Source organism: Ruegeria sp. D6, assembly GCF_056534365.1.
This window is the reverse complement of sequence record NZ_JBQFPH010000001.1, coordinates 462,238-481,663: the sequence shown is the minus strand read 5'-3', so window position 1 is coordinate 481,663 and position 19,426 is coordinate 462,238. Positions and strand designations below refer to the sequence as shown.

General features: G+C 53.8%; 16 protein-coding genes and 1 pseudogene. 6 read left to right on the top strand and 11 right to left on the bottom strand.

Annotated elements, in window-relative coordinates:
* Positions 1–89: 89 nt before the first annotated feature.
* Genes ACR0A1_RS02380 through ACR0A1_RS02370 form a run of 3 tightly spaced genes read right to left on the bottom strand, consistent with a single transcriptional unit; the run spans position 90 to position 3,956 of the window.
* The gene (locus ACR0A1_RS02380) at positions 90–980 is read right to left on the bottom strand and encodes an adenylate/guanylate cyclase domain-containing protein (RefSeq protein WP_480866092.1); all 891 of its coding nucleotides are present in this window, start codon (positions 978–980) and stop codon (positions 90–92) included.
* Between the two features lie 38 nt (positions 981–1,018).
* A complete protein-coding gene (locus ACR0A1_RS02375) occupies positions 1,019–1,732 on the bottom strand; it encodes a response regulator (protein ID WP_170396223.1) in 714 nt (237 codons plus the stop codon).
* Entirely contained in the window at positions 1,725–3,956 is a 2,232-nt protein-coding gene (locus ACR0A1_RS02370) for an ATP-binding protein (protein WP_480866090.1), read from the bottom strand. The genes ACR0A1_RS02375 and ACR0A1_RS02370 overlap by 8 nt, the downstream gene beginning before the upstream one ends.
* Positions 3,957–4,243: 287 nt before the next feature.
* Here ACR0A1_RS02370 and ACR0A1_RS02365 point away from each other — a divergent pair, with 287 nt between their 5' ends.
* From ACR0A1_RS02365 to ACR0A1_RS02350, 4 genes are all read left to right on the top strand, one after another.
* The gene (locus ACR0A1_RS02365; RefSeq protein ID WP_480866088.1) at positions 4,244–5,056 is read left to right on the top strand and encodes an alpha/beta fold hydrolase; all 813 of its coding nucleotides are present in this window, start codon (positions 4,244–4,246) and stop codon (positions 5,054–5,056) included.
* A gap of 63 nt (positions 5,057–5,119) precedes the next feature.
* Complete coding sequence (locus ACR0A1_RS02360) at positions 5,120–5,950, top strand: class I SAM-dependent methyltransferase (protein ID WP_480866086.1); 831 nt, start codon at positions 5,120–5,122, stop codon at positions 5,948–5,950.
* Positions 5,951–6,067: 117 nt separating this feature from the next.
* Positions 6,068–6,427: a group I truncated hemoglobin gene (locus ACR0A1_RS02355; RefSeq protein WP_170403431.1), complete on the top strand. Its 360-nt coding sequence runs from the start codon at positions 6,068–6,070 to the stop codon at positions 6,425–6,427.
* A 3-nt stretch (positions 6,428–6,430) separates the two neighbouring features.
* On the top strand, positions 6,431–7,453 hold the full coding sequence (locus tag ACR0A1_RS02350) for an adenylate/guanylate cyclase domain-containing protein (RefSeq protein ID WP_170396212.1): 1,023 nt from the start codon (positions 6,431–6,433) through the stop codon (positions 7,451–7,453).
* A 123-nt stretch (positions 7,454–7,576) separates the two neighbouring features.
* On the opposite strand, the pseudogene ACR0A1_RS02345 reads toward ACR0A1_RS02350, so the two are convergent.
* The 5 genes and pseudogenes from ACR0A1_RS02345 to xylF all read right to left on the bottom strand — a co-directional run.
* Positions 7,577–7,927: pseudogene (locus ACR0A1_RS02345) on the bottom strand (DDE-type integrase/transposase/recombinase); the annotation flags it as partial.
* Positions 7,928–8,018: 91 nt separating this feature from the next.
* Positions 8,019–9,326, bottom strand: coding sequence for a xylose isomerase (gene xylA, locus ACR0A1_RS02340; RefSeq protein WP_480866084.1), 1,308 nt, complete (start codon positions 9,324–9,326; stop codon positions 8,019–8,021).
* 9 nt (positions 9,327–9,335) lie between these two features.
* Entirely contained in the window at positions 9,336–10,139 is an 804-nt protein-coding gene (locus tag ACR0A1_RS02335) for an ATP-binding cassette domain-containing protein (protein WP_170635293.1), read from the bottom strand.
* A complete protein-coding gene (locus tag ACR0A1_RS02330; protein ID WP_170396208.1) occupies positions 10,139–11,437 on the bottom strand; it encodes a sugar ABC transporter permease in 1,299 nt (432 codons plus the stop codon). Before ACR0A1_RS02330 ends, ACR0A1_RS02335 begins: the two co-directional genes overlap by 1 nt.
* A gap of 60 nt (positions 11,438–11,497) precedes the next feature.
* Entirely contained in the window at positions 11,498–12,517 is a 1,020-nt protein-coding gene (gene xylF / locus ACR0A1_RS02325) for a D-xylose ABC transporter substrate-binding protein (RefSeq protein WP_170626596.1), read from the bottom strand.
* Between the two features lie 151 nt (positions 12,518–12,668).
* Here xylF and ACR0A1_RS02320 point away from each other — a divergent pair, with 151 nt between their 5' ends.
* Together ACR0A1_RS02320 and ACR0A1_RS02315 are read left to right on the top strand one after the other, a co-directional pair.
* Entirely contained in the window at positions 12,669–13,886 is a 1,218-nt protein-coding gene (locus tag ACR0A1_RS02320) for an ROK family transcriptional regulator (RefSeq protein ID WP_170626595.1), read from the top strand.
* Complete coding sequence (locus ACR0A1_RS02315; RefSeq protein WP_480752663.1) at positions 13,876–15,387, top strand: CRTAC1 family protein; 1,512 nt, start codon at positions 13,876–13,878, stop codon at positions 15,385–15,387. The genes ACR0A1_RS02320 and ACR0A1_RS02315 overlap by 11 nt, the downstream gene beginning before the upstream one ends.
* On the opposite strand, the gene ACR0A1_RS02310 is transcribed toward ACR0A1_RS02315, so the two are convergent.
* Genes ACR0A1_RS02310 through xylB form a run of 3 tightly spaced genes read right to left on the bottom strand, consistent with a single transcriptional unit; the run spans position 15,388 to position 19,093 of the window.
* Entirely contained in the window at positions 15,388–16,689 is a 1,302-nt protein-coding gene (locus ACR0A1_RS02310) for a cytochrome-c peroxidase (protein WP_480752660.1), read from the bottom strand.
* Positions 16,686–17,639 (bottom strand): aldose epimerase family protein, encoded by a 954-nt coding sequence (locus tag ACR0A1_RS02305; RefSeq protein ID WP_480866081.1) that lies wholly within the window; start codon positions 17,637–17,639, stop codon positions 16,686–16,688. The genes ACR0A1_RS02310 and ACR0A1_RS02305 overlap by 4 nt, the downstream gene beginning before the upstream one ends.
* Positions 17,636–19,093 (bottom strand): xylulokinase, encoded by a 1,458-nt coding sequence (gene xylB, locus ACR0A1_RS02300; protein ID WP_480866079.1) that lies wholly within the window; start codon positions 19,091–19,093, stop codon positions 17,636–17,638. Before xylB ends, ACR0A1_RS02305 begins: the two co-directional genes overlap by 4 nt.
* Positions 19,094–19,426 lie beyond the last annotated feature (333 nt).

Genomic DNA, 19,426 nt, shown 5'->3' with positions numbered 1-19,426 from the left:
ATACGCAATTGGTGCCGATTCTAGCACAATCGCGAGTTTCTTTCTGAGACTTTCACCACAGAAGCCAGAATTCAGGCGTGCCACGTCGTTTATCGGCGGACGACCTCAAACTCTAATGGGCGCGCATCAGAGTGCAAAATTGATAGTGCAGGCGATATCAGCCCGCTATCGGCCAGCATTATGTTCTCGCGCTTAAGCTGGATTTCACGCGCATTCTCGAATTGTACGTAAGTTCCCGACGAACTGCGATCCGCCAGCATCAGCTTCCCGCCTTTCATGCTGAGTACCGCATGCAGTCGCGAAACCCACGGCTCAGGCAGGATGACGTCGCATTGACTGGATCTGCCGATCGTTAGCTCCCCGCCTTCCCGACACCGCCAGGTATGATCGTCGTGATAAAGAATGAGCGCAAAGCTTTCATTCTGCTGCATGCCCTCAGATCCGCTGGCCGTCTGCGTCGGCAGATGCATCACGGTGCTTAACCCGTCCGTTGAGGCCAGGACTGAATAAGCTTTGACCGGGTCACTCACACCTTTCAGGCGAAGCGATCCGATTGGGGTGAGCATCTGGAGACTTTCGGGGCTTAGATCCTTGGCGACGCTTTCGCTGACACAAGCTTCACCCGGATTGGCCGCGGCCGCCAAACGTGCGGTCAGATTAACTGTTTCGCCAAATATCCCATTATCGCCAATAACAACAGGACCTTGATGAACACCCGCGTGGACCGACAGTAATGTTCCAGGCGGTTTCTGAATCATCTCTACAACCGCGTTTACGGCGGCCTCGGGTTCCTTGAAATAGGACAAGACGTCATCGCCTTTCTGCCCCACAGGAACTCCGCCAAACCCAAGTAGAACCTCACGCAATCGATCGATTTCAAACTGAATCAACTGCTGCGCCTGATCGTCCCCCATTTCTTCGTAGAACGGAGTGCTGTCAGAAATGTCAGCAATTATGGTTGTGACGAGCTTGGTTTCCACGGTGCTACTCGCAATGTGCTTGCTCGGAACGGCAAACCCTATTTGGGATCATAGACATAACCTATACCCCGCACGGTTCTGATGATTTCCGGCTTTTCCGGGTTGGTTTCAAGCTTCCGGCGCAGTCTGGATATTCGGATATCAATGCTGCGGTCGAACGGATCCCAGGACCGGTCATGCGCTTGTTCAAGCAGTTGATCACGGTTCAAAACACGCCCTTTGTTTTCAGCAAACACCTTGAGCAGACTATACTCCATCGCCGTTAGCGGGACCTCGGATCCATCCGGCGCAAGAAGTTTGGCTGCCTCTTTATCCAGCGTGTAGTCGCCAAAAAGGGCCAAATTGCCTTCGGAGGCATCTGCGGGCAGACTTTCGTTGATGGCCCCTCGGCGCAATAGGGCCTTGATCCGCGCTTCCAGTTCCCGAAGATCAACCGGCTTTCCAAGATAGTCATCTGCCCCCATCTCAAGCCCGATGATCCGGTCCACTACATCGCCTGCTGCAGTCAACATGATCACGGGCGTCGTGTTTTCAGGACGAAGCGATCTGAGGATCGAAAGACCGTCTTCCTTTGGCATATTGATATCCATGATCATGACATCAACAGCACGAGAGGAGATGACAGACCGGAGCTCTTCTCCGCCAGCGGCTGCAGAAACCTCGTACCCGCGTTTGCTCAGATATTCCTGAAGCATCTCGCGCACGTCGATCTCGTCATCGCAAACCAGGATATGGGTTTTCTGGTCATTCATCCGTTTGATCCTTCTGATCGGCGAGCAGCTTTCCGACAAGTATTCTCAGTTCCGAAGGCGAGACGGGTTTTTCCAGATAGGGCAGACCGGACTCCTTCAGCAGTCCCAATGAGCTTTCACCCATGGTGTCCCCGGTGATGTATGCTGTCCGGGTCAGCATTTTCGGAAAACGCGCCACCAGCGCCTCATAAATCTTGCGTCCGTCAACACCGGGCATGTTCATATCACTTAGGAATACATCGTAGTTGGCGGACTGCAGTTGCCTGAGCGCCTCTTCCCCTGACGTAACGAAATCAACGTGAAAGCCGTCCTTCCGCAGTATCTCGGCATTGATCTCACCCACTTCGACCTCATCATCTACGACCAATGCACGGTGCTTGGCAAAATTCGCGGCGGGTTCGGGTTTTTCTTCAGCCACATCATTTTGCATCCTTGCGACGGGCAGAGTTATCCGGAAGCAGGTGCCGGACATAGCGGCCTGATCAAGCCTGATCTGACCGCCATGGGACAGAATGATCCGGTGACAGAAGGCAAGCCCGATCCCGGTGCCGTCACCCACCTCCTTTGTGGTAAAGAACGGCTCGAAGATACGTGCGCGTATGGCTTTGGGGATACCGGGGCCATTGTCCTGAACCGTGATCTCAACCATTCCGGTGTCAGGCTTGACCTCGGCAGACAGCATGATCTGGTCGCCGATGCCGGATGCGGTCATGGCCTGCTCGGCATTGATGATAAGATTCAAGACGACTTGCGTAAGCTGGTCCGCATCCCCGGCAACTGCGGGCAGGTCTTCTGGCACACTTTGCTCAATGCGAATTTCGCCTGATGAGCTACCGTACCCGGCGACATCCGCAGCTGTTTCGATCATGCTGGGAACATCAACCTGCTCGATCTTGCTGGGCTGCTGACGCGCCATCGCCAGAAAGGTCTTAACAATCTTCGCGCAGCGTTCTGCGGCATTGCCGATTTTTTCAATCCTGACACCGAGATCGGGGTCAGAAATTTCTTCCTTCAACATCAACGAATGACCCACAACAACCGACAATGGATTGTTAAGCTCATGCGCCACACCGGCGAGTAGTTCGCCTAGCGCAGACATCTTTTCGTTCTGGAACAGCAGCTCTCGTTGCTTTTCAAGCTCGGCCTCAATGGCCAATTCATCGGTCAGATCGCGGGTATTGGAAACGATTACTTCTTCACCATTGAACTCGATCAGCCGTGAAGAATCCGCCCCCCAGAACTTTCGTCCGCTTGCATCGACGAACTCCATACGCCGATCCTTAAGCGCCCCCGCTTGCCGGAGGTCTTTCAGGTACCGTTGGCGCTCATTCGGATCCGCATAGTAGGATTTCGAACTTTCTGCATCACCAAACAGCGCCTTTATCTCGGGCGTAGCAAACAGCACCTCGCCGGTGTCGGCATGCGTCATGTTGATGGCTGCTGGATAAGCCTCCATGACCTGACGGATCAAAGCATCAGCCTCTTTCTGGACGGTTAGATCGATCACGCTGGTCACGATGACTTCTTCGCCTTTGTAATCGATCAATTGAGACGAAATCGACGCAGGGAAGGTTTTGCCAGCCGCATTAATCAAGTCGAGCTTGTAGTCATCGACACGACCATCGGCCAAAAGCTGGGTTACAAAATCCGCGCGCTCTTCCGGCTTTTGATAATGCTGTTTTGCAGATTTGGAAGGTCCGAACATCTGCAGCGCAGCAGGCGTGCGATACAGTATCTGACCATCACCAATCCGCGCCATAGTTACGATTGCCGAACTGGCATCCAGCACCTTTCGGATCAATAGATCGCCGTCGCGCTCTTCGACCTCGGCTTGTTTGCGTTCGGTGATATCCTCACGCGTTACGACAAACCCGCCGAACTTGGTAGGATGAACAGAAACCAGATAGGTACGCCCATCCGTTTCCGTCAGCTCAAAGTCTTGGATGAACTCGACCCCATTAGCCAAACGGTCCGAAACCCACTGCTGTTCATTGCCAATCGCATCAGCGTAAATTCCCCGGCGCGCCGTCTCACGCATCAGGATTTCCCAGTCCAGTCCGGGTTGCAGCAGGTCGGCAACCCCCTTGTTCATCTCGGCATATCGTTGATTGAACAGGACAAGGCGGCGATCATCATCATAGAGGGCGAACCCTTCTTTGAGAGATTCGATCGCATCACGAAGAAGGTCCCGCGCCTTCTCGATTTCTTCAAATTCGTTCGCCATGCCCATCGTCATCCTGAATTTTTAGGATACCATTGTTTCAATGCCATTTCAAAATCAGCATCGCGTGTTTCAATTGTTTCAATAGGTGCCAACTCAGCCAAGTACCGGCCGATAAACCTGTTTGTTTTTGAGCCGGATAGCAAGTTATGTGACCTGCTTCACAGAGCAACAACTGAAACACTTGGCACCGCTTCCAGACATCACAATGAAACATAGAAAGGTCAGTTATTGCCCATCTTAAGTGCGATTGGGTAAGAACGATGACTATTTCTTTTAGAACTACTGAAATGATTAACGCACCTATTTTTGCGTTGCATTCTTCGGCGTCCAATAGTGGGCAATGGAACCAACTGGCGGCGGATCTGGAAGGTCGCTTTAGTGTTCACGCTGTTGATCTTCCCGGGTACGGTCGTAGCCCGTTGACTGGAGATAACTCTCAAAACGGTGCGGCGTTATCTGCCATACCGGTAATCCGCGAAATCGAAGCGCTGGGACGCCCCGTTCATCTTGTTGGACATTCCAACGGCGGAGGTATTGCCATCAAGATCGCGTTGATGCGTCCTGATCTTGTCAAAAGCCTGACGGTATATGAGCCTGCAGCCTTTCATTTTCTGAAGGCTGGCAATGAGGTCAGCAAGAAACTGTTCGGGCAAATCCAGCTTCTCGCGGGTGTGGTGAGCGCCGCAGCAGCGGATGGCGATGCCGCTGCTGGTATGCATCACTTTTTGGATTTCTGGAACGAGAAGGGGTTTTGGAACTCGCTGCCCGCGCAGGCCCAGGACCGGTTCATTGGGATGATCCCATCAGTCATGTCGGATTTTGCAAAAGGTTTTGCTGAAACCTGGCAACTGAAGGACCTGTCCAAGCTTGAGATACCGACGTTGGTAATGACTGGTTTGGAGTCACCTGAGATTGCGCAGCACGTCTCGGTCGAGATCGCGAAGGCTTTGCCCAATGCGCGGATCGCGTTGCTGCCCGAGCTGGGTCATATGGCGCCGGTCTTCCAGCCCGAATGGATCAACTCAAGGATTTTCGAACACGTGGCCAATGTGGAGCGGCCCGTTGAAACTGTCAGCTGGCCAGAACGTCAAGCTGCCTGACCGGGGCCGCATTTAGCAATGCGGCCTTCATCAAACCACTGCTACATCAAAAGGAGCAATATCATGGGCATTCAAACATCGATCAACGCCACCACAGACTTTGCGGCAATCAAAGCAAAGCAAAACGTCGCCTGGGGCTCCGGCGACTACAGCAAAGTGGGTGTCACCCTTCAAATTACGGGTGAAGAACTGGCAGAAAGCATGGATCTGATGCCTGGTTCCAAGGTACTGGATGTCGCCGCCGGGAATGGTAATGCCACCTTGGCCTTCGCCCGGCGCTTTTGTGATGTTACATCGACCGACTATGTAGAAGCCCTGCTGGACGCCAGCAGCCAGCGCGCCAAAGCGGAAGGTCTGTTCGTGACCTACAAGGTTGCCGACGCCGAAAACCTGCCTTTCGATGATCAATCCTGCGACGCGGTGGTTTCGACGTTCGGCGTGATGTTCACACCGAACCAACAACAATCAGCAGCAGAGCTGCAACGGGTCGTCAAACGCGGCGGCAAGATTGGTCTGGCCAACTGGACGCCGGACAGCTTCATCGGTCTTCTGTTCAAAACGATCGGTAAACATGTGCCTCCGCCTGCTGGCGTAAGCTCTCCGGCTTTGTGGGGCAGCCGGGACTGGATTGAAGAATCCTTCGGATCGCACAGCACCATCGTTTCGTTCCGACGCAAGAACTTCATGTTCCGCTACCGTTCAGCCGAACACTTCCTAGAGTATTTTCGGACTTTCTATGGTCCGATGCAAAAGGCCTTCGATGCACTGGACGCACCGGGACAAGAGGCGCTGCAGTGCGATATCATGGCCCTGATCGAGAAGTTCGATATCTCAGGCAATGACACACTTTGCATCTCATCCGAGTACGCTGAAATTGTCATGCAGCGTGGCTGAGATCGTGAATCACTGGCTCATCGTTCTTTGACCCAACCGTCAAAGAACGATGAAGATTACCCGGTGTAGTCGATCCACCATTTTCTTGGTATTAGTTTGTTTAAGGGGGATTTTGTTATGGCCGAGCGCACACTTTATGAAAAATACGGTGGGTTTTCACAGATCAGCAAGATCGTGTTCTCGTTCTATGACATCCTGCTGGACAACGACGAGGTTGGACCCTTCTTCGACAACGTGGATATGAGCCGTATGGTCGACCATCAGACCAAGTTCATAGCGTCGCTCCTTGGTGGTCCGGCCTCCTACACCGACAATCAACTGCGCCAGTTACACTCTCATCTCGCAATTACGGATGACCATTTCGACGAGTTGGAGGTCGTGCTCCGTGATGCTTTGCAAAGACACGGCGTGGATGCCGAGGACATCGATATCGTTGTCGCGGAATTCAGTAAACGTCGTCCCTTGATTGTTGGATAAATCATGACCATCGAAGCCATCAATGAACAGCTCCTTCGCGCGATTGGTGTGGGCGTTGCCCTACTGGACCGTCAATCGCTGAAGTTTGGGTTCCGCAATGATACGTTTGACGAGTGGTTCAGTGCCGATGGCCCTTCAGACCAATTGCAGCAGCTCTTTCCTGATCTGGATATCGACACAGTGCAAACAAGCCTGTCCGGCACCGGGCGACATACATCAGAAATCACGTTCAAAAAGAAACGCCGCACACTGGTGATCGCACTCGATTTCACGGTCGCGCATGACGATGTGCTGGTTCTGGTATGTCAGAACATCACCCGCATCAAAGAGCTGGAGTCCATGATCGACTCCTATTCGATGATGGTGGAACGGAACACCCGCGAGTTGAAGCGGGAAAAGGAGCAGGTTGAAAAACTGCTGCTAAATCTGATGCCCCGGTCGGTCTACGAAGAGTACAAGACTTTCGGCGTGGTCACGCCACAACTCTATGATCCCGTCTCCGTCCTGATGCTCGATTTCGTGGGGTTCACGGATATGGTCGCCTCGCAGGACCCGAGCGTCACGGTCACCGAACTGAATGATATCTACAGCGCGTTCGATCGCATAGGTGAGCAATTCGGTTGCGAACGGATCAAGACGATTGGAGACGCATATATCACCGTCGCAGGCCTGCCCGATCCGACACCGGATCACGCCAAGGCAATCGCAAACACAGCCATTCGTTTCGTACGCTATTTGACCCGCCGAAACCTGAGCCATCCGCATCAGTGGCGGTGCAGAATTGGACTGGCCACGGGATCGGTAGTCGGGTCGGTCGTTGGCATCCAGAAGTATGTGTACGATATCTTTGGTCCGGCTGTGAATCTGGCCTCCAGACTTCAGGAATTCTCTGACCCGATGCAGATTTCAGTCCAGGACGAAGTCGCGCAGGTCCTCAAAGATCAGTTTGACCTTGAGAATGTCGGCGCGCGAACAATCCGTGGGTTTGGAGAGCAAGACATCTGGCGCTTGTCCGACGATAGCTGAGCGTCAATGCCCGCTGTAATCCTTTGTTCGCACTAAATGGTGACTGATCACTGCAGTGACTACAGTAGGCTGTTTACCCAGCCCCAAAACCACTGATCTTGATCCCGAAATAAGCGGCTACTCGTTTCGGCGTTTGGTGACAACGGTTTCCAGCACCTCGCCTTCGTGATCAACAACCCGCCAGAGGCAATGTCTCTTACCATTCACCTTCACAAAATCTCGTCGGCGTGCCACTTCCATATCGAGAGTGCGCGCAGTTGTTGCACCCGCATTCTTCGGATATCAAAGGCAAACATTGGACCGAACCTGTTCCATCAGTAGCAGTCGGTTTCGTGACTCACGTCGATGCCTCGCTCGTGCAACAGATCTACGGCATTCCGAAGCGAGAGCGGGAATCGGATGTACAGCATCACGGTCAAGCGGATGATCTCAGAACTGGTTATTATAGTATTTGAAAGATGCGGGTCTGGTCATGGGCAAAAGCTACGCAACACCCCTACCCCGCCCAAGCAAAGTTCTTCTGACAAGATTCTTTTGACAGTTCCCCGATTGCAGTTTTCCTTGGTCACACAAACCTGTTCACATAATTCTCTAGAATCTCCTGACGCCCAGATTGTGGTTTCGGGTTGGTATTTTCCTGCAGAACCCGGGCAGAAATCTCTTCCAGACTGCTACTCAACATAGAAACTGCTTCCGGCGTGTTCCAACCGGAATACCGTTCCGTTAGCGTGTCCTCCAAGCCACCGTCTTCAATCATTGCAGCCGCAGCTTTCAAGCCTCGTGCACAAATGTCCATTCCACCGACATGGGCTGCAACAAGATCTTTTGCATCAAGCGATTGCCGACGAATTTTGGCGTCAAAATTTGTGCCCCCAGTTGTAAAGCCACCAGCTTTCAGGATGTAGTAATATGCCAAAGCAACCTCTGGCGTGTTATTCGGGAACTGGTCCGTATCCCATCCGGATTGGTAATCGTTTCGGTTCATGTCGATTGAGCCAAGCATCCCTTCGGCAGCGGCGACCGCAATTTCATGCTCGAAACTGTGTCCGGCCAGGATCGCATGCCCCTGCTCGAGGTTCAACTTGACCTCGTCCTCCAACCCGTACTTCCTGAGAAATCCAATACAAGTCGCGGCGTCGTAGTCGTATTGGTGTTTGCACGGCTCCTGAGGCTTGGGCTCCACGAGAATAGTTCCTTTGAACCCAATCTTGTGTTTGTATTCAACGACCATGTTCAAAAAACGGCCCATGTGGTCCAATTCGGATTTCAAATCCGTGTTCAACAGGGTTTCATAGCCTTCTCGGCCACCCCATAGAACGTAGTTTTCTCCGCCGAGCTTATGGGTCGCATCCATGCAGGATTTCACTGTCGCAGCTGCAAACGCAAAAACGTCGGGATCAGGATTGGTACTGGCACCAGACATCCAGCGACGATGGCTGAACATATTGGCCGTGCCCCAAAGCAGCTTGGTGCCAGACACCTGCATCTTTTCACCGATATAATCGGTGATATCTTCCAATGTGCGCAGGTTATCGGCAAAATTTCCCTGTTCGGGCCGGATGTCAGCGTCGTGCCAGCAAAAGAATGGCTGCCCCAAAAGCTCAAACAATTCGAATGCAATATCTGCCTTCTGACGGGCCCGGCCCATATCGTCCTGAGGATACCATGGGCGTTCGAACGTAGGTCCACCAAAGGGGTCTCCGCCCTCCCACGCGAATGAATGCCACCAGGCCACAGCAAACCGCAGATGGTCCTCCATACGCTTGCCCATGATGATTTCATCCGGGTCGTAGTGACGAAAGGCCAACGAGTTCTTGCTATCCACGCCTTCAAACTGGACCTTCTCGATCCCTTCAAAAAATCCACTTGGCATTTCTGCCCCCTACTCTGCTTTTTGTGCTGGCTGCTTGCCGAGAATGATCATCGACAAAAGATCGTCGTCAGTCACGTCTGAGATATCGACCGTCCCAACCAGTTTTCCGTTCTTCATGACCGATGCGCGGTCGCACAGTTCCATGACGGCATGCACGTCGTGATCGATCAGAAATATCCCAATTCCTTGCGCCTTCAGCTGGTGGATTAGATCCGCCACCATCTGGGTTTCATGCGGCCCAAGCGCCGCAGTGGGTTCATCCATGATCAGAATGCGGGCATTGAAATAGACGGCCCGAGCAATCGCCACTGATTGTCTTTGCCCACCCGACAAGGCGGAGACCGGGTCATTGAACTTCTGAAAGTTCGGGTTGAGCTGCGCCATGATCTTTCGGCACTCGGCCTCCATGGCTGCGTCGTTGACCAAGCCAAAAGGCGTCGTCATCTCGCGCCCCAGGAACAGGTTTGATGTCGCGTCCAGATTGTCGGCCAAGGCGAGCGTCTGATATATCGTTTCGATATTGTTCGCCCGGGCGTCACGAGGATTGCCAATCTCGACCGGCTTGCCATCGATCAGAATCTCGCCGTGGTCCATCTGATAGGCGCCGGACAATACCTTGATCAACGTGGACTTTCCGGCTCCGTTGTGGCCAAGCAGGCCAACGACTTCACCCGGATAGAGATCGACCGACACATGGTCGACGGCCTTGATCCCACCGAAGGAAATCGAGATGTCGCGCATCTCGACCAATGGCGGCGCGCCTGAACCGCGCCCAGTGCCAGAAAGTTTTTTCTGCGTATCCTGAGCTTGCATCACTTTGCCCCCAGTCGCTTGCGGTAAACGATGTCGATATAGACGGCCAACACGAGGACGCTGCCGACGACGATGTTCTGAAACGGCGCGTCAACGCCAACCATTGCCATGCCCGATTGCAGCGCCTGCATGATCAATGCACCCAGGATCGCGCCATAGATAGTGCCGATGCCGCCCGACAATGCGGTTCCTCCGATCACTGCAGCTGCTATGACCCGAAGTTCGTCGAGCGTACCAATGTCGTTCGAATGGTTCGCCAAGCGAGCCGAGGCGACCACCGCGGACACCGCGCACAAGAAACCCATCAAAGCAAAGATTTTCACGGTCAGCAGCCGAGTGTTGATACCCGAAAGCTCTGCCGCATCCGGGTTGCCGCCAGTGGCAAAGATGTACCGACCAAACCGGGTTTTTCGCGCCACAATTGTCAGCGTGACAGCCACGATGATTAGGATGAGTACAGAAATCGGTATGCCGTATCCTACAACTAGCCCCTCTGGCATTGTCTCTCCGCGTGCTTCGAACATACGTTGCAGTCGGCGCGTCGGTATGGCGTAGCTGTTTACGATGTATACGTACCCAAGGATGGCGATTGCGATTATCCCGGCCAGAGTGGCTTCGGCCCAGACAGGTTTGACGGGGAATCCATGTGCCGCCTTTGCGCGACGACTGCTCCACAAAGCCCAGATCGCGATTGCGGTAGCAAACAAGCCGAACAGCCAGCTTGTCGTCGTTCCCAATGTCCCGTTGGTCCCGCCAAACATCAAGAATGTACTATCCAGAGGACCAATCGTCTGACCGCTGGTCAAATACCAAGCCACATTTCTCCAAACCAGAAATCCACCAAGCGTGACGATGAAGGCTGGTATCGTCAGGTATCCGACCATCCAGCCATGAAACGCACCAATCAGCGTGCCGACAAACAGCCCAACAACAATGGTGATCGCCCAGGTTGCTGGATTGTTCAAACCCATCCCAAGGACTTGTGGCAAAAGCTCGGTTTGCGTCATCGCCATCACGGCCGAGGTTGTTGCCAGCAGTGCACCAACCGACAAGTCGATGTGCCGCGTGACGATAATAAATACCATCCCGCATGCCATAATGGCGACCGAAACCGTTTGGATGGACAGGTTGAACAGGTTACGAGGGGTCAGGAAGCGCCCATCTGTGAAGATGTTGAACCCGATGCACAGGATGACAAACGCGCCGATCATTCCCAAAAGCCGCATATCCAGTTCCAGTTGCTGGAACAGGCTGGGTTTCGCTTTTTCAGGTACCGGCTGAGACGAAGTTTCGGTCATTTCCGATCTTTCAAATTCAGCAATAGTCCCCGGCCCAGACGGGGCCAGGGACTTTGAAGTTTAGTTGCAGGGAGCAGGTCCGTTTTCAACGCCCTGACACAGATCTTCCAATGGGATCCATCCAGCGTCCACAACAACGGATAGGTTGTCCTTGGTGATCGGAACGGGTGCGAGGAAGACCGAGTTCATCTCGGTGCCACCCGGTGATGTCCAACTAATTGCACCTTCGACATCAGCAGGGCTTGTCCCTCCGCTCAGTGCGACTGCGATTTCGCCAGCGGCCTTTCCGAGTTCACGAGCGTCCTTCCATACCGAAACGGTTTGAGTGCCCAGCGCAACGCGGTTCAACGCTGCGTGGTCGCCATCCTGACCTGACACCGGAATGCCTTCCATACCCTGTGCTGTTAGGGCCGCAACAACACCGCCTGCAGTACCGTCATTCGACGCAACGACTGCATCCACGTTGTTCTCGTTCGCGGTCAGGATTTGTTCCATGTTCCGCTGCGCGTTCGCGGGCAACCAACCATCTGTGTAGGCTTCACCAACGATCACGATGTCACCGCTGTCGACGGCTGCTCCGATGATCTCTTGCTGACCCCCGCGCAGGAAATCTGCGTTCGGATCAGTAGGAGAGCCTTTGATCATCACGTAGTTGCCTTTGGGCATGGCCTCAAAGACAGCCCGAGCCTGCATTCTGCCGACTTCCACGTTGTCGAAGGTCAGATAAAATGCTCGGTCGTCCTCGATCAGACGGTCATAGGCTATCACAGGAATACCTTCGTCCGCCGCGGCCTGAACCGCGGGACCAATGGCCTGCGCGTCCTGCGCTAGGATGATAAGCGCGTCCACACCCTGGGCGATCAGGCTTTCGATGTCCGATAGCTGCTTTGCGGAGGACGATTGCGCGTCTGCCGAAATGTACTCGGCACCGCCTGCTTCAAGTGCCGACTTGATGGCCGCTTCGTCTGTTTTCCAACGCTCCTCCTGAAAGTTCGACCAGCTCACGCCGACCACTGGCTCTGCGAATGCGGTCGAAGCCAACAAAGTGGCCACAGCCGAAAAGCTGAGAATTCTCTTCATGATTTCCTCCCATTTGCCGAGCCATCGCATTTCGATTCGCGGCTCTCACAAACTTGAATACCATATTTATTTCAGCCGGTAAAATATTTAGTCTGTTAGGACAGGCGAAATCCAAATAGATTGAGGTAAGAACCAGATTCGTGAGGCCAAGATGCTGAAAAGCAAAGCTTCTCAAAATGCCGCGGACCAGCGGAACATTACGCGCCTGCGGGTGTTGGAACATATTCGGACAAGAGGCTCGATCTCCAGGATAGATATCGCCAGCGCTTTGCAGACCAGCCCTGCGACGGTTACTGCAGCCACAGCCGACCTCATATCTGCGGGGCTGATCAAAGAGATCGAATCCGAACCGCAATCCAAATCCGCCAAAAGGGGTCGGCCCAGAGTTTTACTTCAGCTGGATGGCCGCTCTTACCTTGTTGCGGGCCTCAAAGTGGCGCGCCACATGATCTCGGTCATCCTTGTAGATTTCAAAGGCAACGAGGTCACATCATACAAACATCCGTTGGACGACGTCCGGATGACGCCAGGCGCATTAGTGGCAACTATTCGCAAGGCCTTGGATGAGGCCTGCGCTCAGATCAACGAGACCCTCGACACCTTATCCGGAGTGTCAATTGGGGTTGCCGGTCTCGTGGACGCAGAAAGGAACTTTGTACACTGGTCCTCTTCACTTACCGATAGAAACGTCGATTTTAGCCAATTTCTGGAAACAGAGCTGCCCTGCCCCGCCTTTATAGAAAACGACGCCAACCTGGTAGCAAAGGCGGAACAACTCTTTGGGTTAGGCAAGGGTTTTAAGAACTTTCTTGTCGTCACGATCGAACACGGCGTTGGGCTTGGAATTGTCCTGGACGGTAAGCTATATCGCGGGGAAAGAGGCTGCGGAGCGGAATTTGGCCACACAAAAGTCCAACTGGACGGCGCGCTTTGCCAGTGCGGCCAGCGGGGTTGCCTTGAGGCCTATGTCGGGGACTATGCACTGATCCGGGAAGCAACCGTCGCCGATCAACGCATTGGAACGGAAACCATTAAAGAGATCCACGAAAATGCTCGATCCGGAGACGAAAGGGCGAAATCCGTTCTGGCCCGCGCGGGCCAGATGTTTGGTCTGGGAATATCCAATCTGATCAATCTGTTTGATCCCGAACGCATTATTTTGTCCGGAGCTCAGATGGACTTAGAACACCTGAATTCGGACGAGGTGATAACCCGAATTCGCAGTGGCGTCGTGAATGTCGATACCCCCTTGCCGGAAATCACAGCCCATCACTGGGGCGACCTTATGTGGGCCAAGGGAGCTGCGGCGTACGGGATTGAGCAGGTCTCGATCCTCAAGGTAAAGGAGCTGTCGACAAATGCGCCCTGAGCTTTGTATCCTATTCGCTTTTGCATCTGCGGCCAGCGCAGAAACTCAAGCTCCGCAATTCCAAAAGATTGACATAGGCGCTCATATCTATGACGGCGGCTGGGAGCACTTTGTTGGCGGCGGAGTCGCCGTTTTCGATTGTGACGGTGATGGGTTGCCCGAACTCTTTGCAGCGGGTGGCACCAACACATCCAAACTGTTTAGAAACACATCGCACGAAAGCGTTTCATTTCGTGCTGATACCCCCGAGCTGCTTTCCATGGTCGACGTAACTGGGGCTTACCCGCTGGATGTCGACAGTGATGGCGTTATGGATCTGGCTGTTTTGCGCGTCGGTCCCGATCTGCTTATAAAAGGTGAGCCTGATTGCAAGTTCCGCCCTTTCAGCTCCCTTGGCTTCAGATCAGAGGATCATTGGACAACCGGGTTCTCTGCCACCTGGGAAGCTAATCAGACTCTGCCAACATTGGCCTACGGAACTTATGTTGATCGTCACAATCCCGACGGCCCGTTTGAGACTTGCGGACCCACGGTCCTATACCGGCCCAGTGGCGGCAGTTACCAGCCACCGGAACATCTCGAACCAGGCTATTGCGCGCTGTCCATTCTCTTTTCTGACTGGTCCCGCACCGGGCAAGCGGATCTGCGGGTCAGTAACGATCGCCATTACTATGTACGTGGCGGCCACGAGCAATTGTGGGCAATGGAAAAAACTCCACGCCCCTATTCGAAAGAAGACGGATGGTTGGCATATTCGATCTGGGGCATGGGCATCGCTTCACGAGATCTAACAGGCGATGGCTTCCCCGAAGTTTACCTGACTTCTATGGGTGACCAAAAATTTCAAGTTTTTGACCCCGAAGCTGGCGGCCCAACCTGGCGAGACGCCACTTACAGCAAAGGCACAACCGCTCACAGGCCACATATTGGAGACGACGGTCGCCCATCAACTGGATGGCATGCGCAATTTGGCGACGTTAACAACGACGGTCTAGACGATATCTTTGTCGCCAAGGGAAATGTCGAGCAGATGCCAGATGCAGCATTGAATGACCCCAACAACCTACTGTTACAACTGGAGAATGGTCAATTTCAAGAAGCTTCAGTCGAGGCTGGCGTTGCCTCTATGGCCAAGTCGCGCGGCGCGGCTTTGGCTGACTTCAACAATGACGGCTGGCTTGATCTGGTGGTGATTAACCGGGGCTCGGAACTTGAGGTCTATCAAAACCAGCCCCACACCGGGAATTGGGTGATGCTGGACATTTCCCAAGATAAACCAAACCGCTTCGCGGTCGGCGGCTTTATCGAGGCCAGGACCGAGTCAGGTGTGGTAACCCGGGAAATCACAATCGGTGGAGGGCACACCAGCGGTATCGCAGGGCTTCATCATTTTGGACTGGGGGATGCGAAGGCAATCGAAGTTCGGGTTATTTGGCCTGATGGCGAAGAAGGAGGATGGCAGGAAATCCAATCAAATCAGATCATTCAAATTGAGCGATGATCATTGGTCAACCGGCAGTCCACTTGGAACCTGATCTGGAACACCAAGACGTTCCGCGGGATCTTCCAGACTGGCCAGAAAGCTCAGTAGCGCGCTGATCTCCTGATCCGTCAGACTTAGCCTTGACAGGTCGCTGCTTCTGGCAATCGCATCCAAATTCTCTGGGTTCGACAATGGAAGCTGATCCTTTGCACCCGGAAAGTCAGGGAGCACAGCCATTTCCAAGGAGTACGAACGCAGGGAATCCTCTGGGTCGAGATGATGGCGCACGATATCTTCAAGCTGCGCATAGGCACCGTTATGCCCGTACGGGGCCGTCAGCGTTACATTGCGTAACGAGGGCGTGCGAAACGCAAACGCATCCTCTGCGTCACCAGTTACGCGTAGGCGCCCATCATCCCGGACATGGCTTTCGAACCGCGCCGCTTTTCCGGGTCCTATCTGCGGCATCGCTATGGAGTGAAATTTGTGGTCTGTTTGGAACCAGCCCGAATGACAGATGCTGCACCCTGCTTTCCCGTAGAACAACTGCATGCCGCGCTGAGCATCTTCCGGCAACTCAGATTCCCCCCGCATCGCAAGGTCAAACGGGCTATTGACAGCGCGCCATTCGAAGGCAATGAAATCAGCTATTACATTCGCAATAGCGGAAAAGGTGATCGTATCTCCTGGTGCAACCTGAGAAAAACGCTGTTCGTATTCCGGGATGGCCGCGACGCGAGCCGCTATCAAATCCCACGCCCCGCCTTCCTGAGTAAGCAACCCGAGGCGTACAGCCTGGCTGACGTCATTCTCGGAATAGTGGCCTGCCATCTCATCAGGAGACAGCACCGGAAACATTGCCTGAGCTGCCAGAGCGGATTTGAAACCTGACCTCATATGAGTGCCCAGCGGCGTCCTGATACCGTTCGCGCGTGTCGGATCAGTTTCAAGGCGCCCATCATGAAAGAAGACTGTGAACTCGGTTGCGCCAAGATTCCAAAGACCCGGCGAATTGCGCGGGATTCGTTGCTCCGGCGGGTTTTTCGCATCGAATCTCCGCTTTGCCCCCAGACCCGCACCACCTTCACCGATCCCAAGCGAGAGCCCATCGGACGTGCCGAGTTTGGGGTGATGACAAGTCGCGCAGCTGATATTCCTGTTCCCGGACAAGATCGGGTCGTAGAAAAGCAGTCGCCCAAGTTGGACCTCTTTCACGCCAGGTTCAACAAATTCTGGGATTGGCCCAAGGTTCTGAGCCGCTGCCACAGTAGTGGACGCAATTACCACGCTAAAAGCAACAATCGGTGTAACAAGCCTCATGTCACACCCTCTGAAATCTGCAGAATCAATGTCTGCTCGTAAGGGGCTTCAGGAGCGCATATGATCGACGGGAACTCGGGGATGTTGGGCGCGTTGGGATAACCCGATGGCTCGATGCACACGCCAGCGCTCTTGTAAAAGGGTTCCGTGAGGTGAGCCCCGGAGTAAATTTGCACCCCTGCCTGGTCTGACCATACAGATAGCTTCAAACCCGTGGGTGTAGTAAGGTCGGCGACCGGAAGCCCCTTCTCTCGTGCGCTGTTGAAAACGAAGTAGTTGTCCAAATCCGTCAAAACGGCACTGATCGCTTTCGGCGCGGAAAAATCCATACCACTATCTCTTGCGTCCACAATCTTGCCCGAGGGAATACCCTGATTGTCAACTTCAAGATAACGGTTTGAAGTCAGCCGCAGACAATGTTCTGAAATGCCCGTTACGCAACCCAGGCTATAGTAATTATGTTGCGCTATACTTACGGGTGTCGGCCGATCCGGCTGTGCTGAAATCGAATAAACCAGACGCGGATAGTCCAGCCTTACTCGCACTTCAAATCTGACGGTTCCTGGATAACCGCTGGCACCCTCCGGGGAAGTGAGGCGCAATATGGCCTCGTTTGCTGTCATCTGCTCAAGAGCCCAATTCTGATACGATAGGCCTGCCCGCCCACCGTGCAAGGAATTCCGACCCTCGTTTGCGTCCAGTTCATACCGAACATTTTCCATGTCAAAACGCGCTGCTCCGATCCGGTTGGCGACACGCCCAACGATTGCGCCCAGATAATTATTATCGGTGACGTAGTCCCGCGGGTTCTCGTATCCAAGGATCATTGGCATCCCCTTGTACCACCAACCTTGAGTTGTCGCCCCGTAGCTGAGTAGCGACACGCGCATGTCGCCATCATTCAGGACGGCTCGTTCGATTCGAGGAGGTATGTCCCGCCTTTTGTTCATCGTTTCGCAAAAGGTGCTAAGGCCGAATAATATTGCCGGTAACGTTGGTATTCATTTTCGAATGCATCGATCAGATCCCCACGAGGCTCGATCACCGTGTCGATTTTGGGCGACATCATCACAGAGTCCGGGTTTGCGCCATTCACGGCGCACATTGCCAGGCGGGCGGCGCCGATGGCGGCACCAAATTCACTGCCCCGGGGCAAGGCAAGGGGCGTATTGAGCACGGTGGCCAGGTTTTTCAACCAATACCGAGATCGCGCACCGCCGCCAACGGCCAAAAGGCTGGTTGGCTTTGTTCCGGTACTCTTGAGGGCCTCCAAACAGTCCCGCATTGCAAAGGCGACGCCTTCCATGACAGCCCGCGTCAAATCAGTGGTCTCCGAGGAGATATCCACACCCAGGAACGCACCACGGATTGCACTGTCATTGTGAGGCGTCCGCTCACCTGAAAGATAAGGCAGAAACGTGATCTCTGATGGGCTATCCAGATCGGCAGGCAGCGAGGTGATCATGTCCCCAACGGACTGGCCCAGATTGCGGGAAAGCCAGTTCAAACTGTTTGTCGCAGAAAGGATAACACCCATCTGAATCCACCTGTCAGGGACAGAATGACAAAAAGAATGTATCGCCGTTTCTGGCGCTGGAGCATAAATGTCTCTGGACACCAGCAACACACCTGAGGTTCCGAGGGACAAGAAGCCAGCTCCATCGCTTGTACTGCCTATCCCACAGGCGGCAGCGGCATTGTCCCCTGCTCCCCCTGCAATCACGACCGGTCCAGACACTCCCCACTCTTGCTCCAACTCGGACCGCAGCTCCCCGCCCGGATCACTGCCTTCGACCAGTTGAGGCATTTGTTCGATGTTCATGTGACTCTGTTCCAGTGCGGTTTCCGACCATCGCCGCGCACCAACGTCCAGCCATGAAGTTCCGGCACTGTCAGACATATCGCTGACGTAGTCTCCGGTCAGCCAGAGCCGCAGGTAGTCTTTCGGTAGCAGGACCTTGGCAGTTTTAGCAAACAGGTCTGGCTCATTTGCGCGGACCCATTCCAACTTGGGGGCCGTGAACCCCGGAAAAACGATATTGCCTGAACTCGAACGCATACCCGGCAGTTGATCAAGAATTTCTGCCTCTTTAGATGCCCGCGTGTCGTTCCACAGAATGCACGGTCGCAACACGTTACCATTGGCATCCAAAAGAGTCGCACCGTGCATGTGCCCGCTCAAACCAATGCCGCGCAGCGCAGAAAACGCGTTTCCGTGTGCAGCCCGAAGCTGACTGACGACTTCTTTGCAAGCTTCCACCCAATCCAAAGGGGACTGTTCGGACCATCCGGGTTTTGAGGAAGACGTAAGGATAATGGACTCAGCGCTACCTGCGACGGAACCTGCGTCGTCGACAAGAATCCCTCTAAGACCAGATGTTCCCAAGTCCAATCCAAGATACATCTTTGAACCCACCTATCTTTATTTTAGTTGCTAAAATTAATAGCCGAATAGATATTGTCAACAAAAGTTTCAGGCAAGTTGGTTTCTCTGTGAGATAACCCCGCACCACTGCAGATTTATCGACCAAACGGCGAAATCCGTATCTCTGATCAGTAGCGCAAATCACAACAAGCGCAGCTGTCTTGTTCCTGCGCATCGCAAACATGAAGCCAATCGTCGCCCTGTTCGTTGAGGAAGTGGTTCCCAAATTACTTCGCCAGACACCTCGCAGTCAGCTGCGTGGTATAGTTAGGTTCATCCGCTTTTGCGCGTCCAATTCTGGCTTGTATTGAA

Bases quoted from the DNA above. Each gene is read 5' to 3' on its own strand.
- ACR0A1_RS02375 (WP_170396223.1), bottom strand. From the start codon at position 1,732: ATGAATGACCAGAAAACCCATATCCTGGTTTGCGATGACGAGATCGAC.
- ACR0A1_RS02370 (WP_480866090.1), bottom strand. From the start codon at position 3,956: ATGGCGAACGAATTTGAAGAAATCGAGAAGGCGCGGGACCTTCTTCGT.
- ACR0A1_RS02365 (WP_480866088.1), top strand. From the start codon at position 4,244: ATGATTAACGCACCTATTTTTGCGTTGCATTCTTCGGCGTCCAATAGT.
- ACR0A1_RS02360 (WP_480866086.1), top strand. From the start codon at position 5,120: ATGGGCATTCAAACATCGATCAACGCCACCACAGACTTTGCGGCAATC.
- ACR0A1_RS02355 (WP_170403431.1), top strand. From the start codon at position 6,068: ATGGCCGAGCGCACACTTTATGAAAAATACGGTGGGTTTTCACAGATC.
- ACR0A1_RS02350 (WP_170396212.1), top strand. From the start codon at position 6,431: ATGACCATCGAAGCCATCAATGAACAGCTCCTTCGCGCGATTGGTGTG.
- xylA (WP_480866084.1), bottom strand. From the start codon at position 9,326: ATGCCAAGTGGATTTTTTGAAGGGATCGAGAAGGTCCAGTTTGAAGGC.
- ACR0A1_RS02335 (WP_170635293.1), bottom strand. From the start codon at position 10,139: ATGCAAGCTCAGGATACGCAGAAAAAACTTTCTGGCACTGGGCGCGGT.
- ACR0A1_RS02330 (WP_170396208.1), bottom strand. From the start codon at position 11,437: ATGACCGAAACTTCGTCTCAGCCGGTACCTGAAAAAGCGAAACCCAGC.
- xylF (WP_170626596.1), bottom strand. From the start codon at position 12,517: ATGAAGAGAATTCTCAGCTTTTCGGCTGTGGCCACTTTGTTGGCTTCG.
- ACR0A1_RS02320 (WP_170626595.1), top strand. From the start codon at position 12,669: ATGCTGAAAAGCAAAGCTTCTCAAAATGCCGCGGACCAGCGGAACATT.
- ACR0A1_RS02315 (WP_480752663.1), top strand. From the start codon at position 13,876: ATGCGCCCTGAGCTTTGTATCCTATTCGCTTTTGCATCTGCGGCCAGC.
- ACR0A1_RS02310 (WP_480752660.1), bottom strand. From the start codon at position 16,689: ATGAGGCTTGTTACACCGATTGTTGCTTTTAGCGTGGTAATTGCGTCC.
- ACR0A1_RS02305 (WP_480866081.1), bottom strand. From the start codon at position 17,639: ATGAACAAAAGGCGGGACATACCTCCTCGAATCGAACGAGCCGTCCTG.
- xylB (WP_480866079.1), bottom strand. From the start codon at position 19,093: ATGTATCTTGGATTGGACTTGGGAACATCTGGTCTTAGAGGGATTCTT.